The 3,536-nt window shown below is 40.2% G+C and carries 2 protein-coding genes; one reads left to right on the top strand and one right to left on the bottom strand.

From position 1 onward, the window contains the following. Positions 1-2,121 (top strand): pneumococcal-type histidine triad protein (locus ACLNCN_RS04055; RefSeq protein ID WP_424844682.1); only part of this gene is annotated, 2,121 nt, incomplete at its 5' end. Between the two features lie 38 nt (positions 2,122-2,159). Here the strand turns inward: ACLNCN_RS04055 and pepT are convergent. Beyond that, positions 2,160-3,383, bottom strand: a complete 1,224-nt coding sequence (gene pepT, locus ACLNCN_RS04060; protein WP_261091114.1) for a peptidase T — start codon at positions 3,381-3,383, stop codon at positions 2,160-2,162. Positions 3,384-3,536 lie beyond the last annotated feature (153 nt).

Consider the following 3,536-nt stretch of genomic DNA (forward strand, 5'->3'; position numbering starts at 1 on the left):
ATCAAGGCAGCGCAAGACCACTTGAAAGGGGTAAATGCAGCAACACCAAATCCAGTTCATGATGACGATCACGATGAAGATCATCATGGACACCATCATGATGAAGACCATGATCACGGTTTTGATGCCAATCGTGTCATCAGTGAGGATGAACAAGGCTTTGTCATGTCACATGGAGATCACAATCATTACTTCTTCAAGAAAGATTTGACAGCAGAGCAAATTAAGGCAGCTCAGGATCATTTGAAAACACATCATGATGCAGAGCCTGTAAAACCTCTTGCTAAAACGGTAGAGTCTTTCTCAAAAGATGCTAGCGATGAAGAAAAGATTGCTTATATCTCTAAAACTTATGGTGTTCCACTTGAAACGATTAGAATTTCAAACGGATTCTTTGTCTTTGGAAATCCAGACCAAGCCTACGATCCAACTCATATCCACCCATATGCTGTTCGTAAGGAACATGTTCGTTTGCCACTCCAAACTGGCAATCCAGAACTTGATTTCCTAAACGAACTCTATACCACTGCTTTGCGAGATGGTGTGTCTCCTTATAGCTTACAGGTAGAAAATGGTAGTTTTGTGATTCCTCATGGCGACCATAATCACTACATCAAGGTTCAAACGAAGGGCTATGAAGTAGCTTTGAAAAACAAGATTCCAGCCCTACAATCCAATTATCAACCTGGAGCTTTTGATGAGAAGGCAGTCTTGGAGAAAGTAGATCAACTTCTAGCTGATAGCAGAAGTATCTACAAAGACAAGCCTATCGAACAAAGACAGATTGAGTTAGCCTTAGGTCAGTTTACTGAAAACATGAAGAAACTGGCAACTAACTCTACAGCAGGTTATCTTGCAACACTGGATCTCTTTGATAAGCAATATATCCATATTGATGAAAGTGTCAAACCTGTTGAAACAAGCGCTCTAGATAAGAAATATCAGGCCTTGATTGATAAAATCAATACCTTGGATACAGACTCTTATGGACTTCCTAAGAAAGACCTTCTCGTTCGACTCCAAGAAGCTAAATTGGCTAAAGATGAGGCTGCTTTAGTAGCGGTTGAATCACAACTTCAAGCTCTTCAAGACTTTAATGATCGAACAGGTGTTACAACTGTAGAATACATCAAGTACTTCTACGAACACGTAAATGACGGTCGTTTGAGTGATGAACTTCGAAACAAAGTAGCTCAGTTGACTTGGACTTTGTATCAATCACAATCCTTCCTTAAGGCAGCAGAATTGAACAAATTATTCCCAAGTATCTATCAGGCAAAACAAGAAGTGGAAGAAGCTTTGAAAGCTCAGCCAACTACTGCGAAATCAAGTCAGACAGTTCTAGATACTGAAAAAGTTGATAATCAAAGTGCCAAGACAGCTATTTATGGCTTCTTGAAAGAATTGTATGGAGACTTTATGCCTGAAGAGCATGTCAATCATGTCAGCAAGGAACAAGTAGAAAATCTCTTGAGCAAGGCAACTCAACTCTTAGAGCAAATCCAAGAAGAAGGAATCAGACAATCCTTGGGAGAAGAAGTAGAAAATCTCAAAGCTGCTACAAACAAAGCTGATGCAGACTTGGATGAAGTAAATAGTCAGGTGAAAGATGTCTTGACTCGTATCGCCAGCGCTCTTCAACAAGAGAAAGAAAATGCTGAGCAAGATCCTCAGACACTTGTACTCTATCAAAAACTTTACAATATCCTCATGTCACTTCACGCTTACTTAGAAAACAATAAGGGTTCTGATGAGGACTTTGATAAGGTGGATGCTCTACTAGATCAACTTTCTGCTAAGAGTAAAGATAAGGCTGCTTTACTTGAATTGACAAAAGCTATTCTGGTCTTGAATCAAGAAATCAAGTCAAAATCAAGTGCGAGTGAAGAAGCAAGTCCAGCAACAAAACCTGAATCGAATGCTGATAGCACAAGTGCAGAGAATCAACCAATTGCAAGTACAGCAACCGAAGCACCAGTAGCATCTGAATCTAACAGTGATACTGCCAGTGACGAAAACAAACCAAGCAATACAACAGATTCTAAACCTGCTGAACCAGCTTCAGAAAAGGAAACAACAGAATCTACAACAAGTGCTGGAAATCAAGAAAAACCAGCATAATAAAAAGAAAGGCGAAGTAGCTGAGCTACCTCGTCTTTTTAGTCTTTATAAGCTACGATACCAATGATTGTATCAACTGCACGTTCCATAGTCTGAAGGCTAACGTATTCAAAACGTCCATGCATATTCTCGCCACCAGCAAAGATATTAGGTGTTGGGATTCCCATAAAGGAAATCTTAGAGCCGTCTGTTCCTCCACGGATTGGTTCGATTATAGGAGTGATACCCAGATCTTCCATAACGGCTTTAGCAATGGTAATTGGAGTCATATCTTTTTCAATGACTTCTTTCATATTATAGTACTGATCTGTTAAGTTTAGGGTGACACGGTCGCTACCAAGTTCTTGATTCATCTTATCAGCGATAGACTGCATAGCTGCTTTACGCGCTTCAAAGGCATCTTTTTCAAAATCACGAATGATGTAGCTTGCACGCGCCTCTTCGACACTACCTGTCACATCCATAAGATGGTAGAAGCCTTGGTAACCTTCTGTTAACTCAGGTCGGTCTTTCTCTGGAAGTTGATTATGAAAATCAATTGCTAGCTGAAGAGCGTTGACCATTTGCCCTTTGGCAGTACCAGGGTGGACATTGCGTCCTTGGAAATGCAATTCAGCACCAGCTGCTGAGAAGGTCTCGTACTGAAGTTCACCTAGTGGACCACCATCAACAGTGTAGGCAAAATCCACATCAAAATCATCCGCATCAAATTTATTAGCACCAACACCGATTTCCTCATCTGGACCAAAACCAACACGAATCTCACAGTGTTTGATTTCGGGATGAGCAGTTAGATATTCAATGGCTGTCATAATCTCAGCAATACCAGACTTGTCATCAGCCCCTAGCAAGGTTGTTCCGTCGGTTGTGATGAGCGTTTGTCCTGGATATTTTTCAAGACTCTTGAAGTCGGCTGGATCTAGTTTAAAACCAGAATTTCCAAGTTCAATCACACCACCATCGTAGTTTTCAATTACCTGGGGATTAACTCCTTCGGCATTAAAGTCAGCAGTATCCATGTGGGAGATAAAGCCAATCTTACGCGTTAAAGATGGATCATTGGCTGGTAAGGTCCCAATTGCAAAACCATTTGGCAGATAATAAACATTTTGCAGTCCAACACGTTTCATTTCAGGGATAAGAACATTGGTTGCGAAGTCAACCTGACTCTGAGTACTTGGAGTAGTAGTAGAGTGTTCATCAGAGCGCGTGTTGACCTTAACGTAGGTTAAGAATCGGTCCAAGAGATTTGGATAAGTCATAAAAAACTCCTTTTGAATTCATTTTTTCCATTGTATCATAGAAAGAAGAGAAAAACAAAAGACAGAAGATTGAGAATGTCCCTATGTTAGCGTTTACTTATTGATGAATTAATGATAAAATAAACTTGATAAAAACATCACAAGGAAGAAGTT

The organism is Streptococcus sp. CL8.13, from assembly GCF_049737895.1.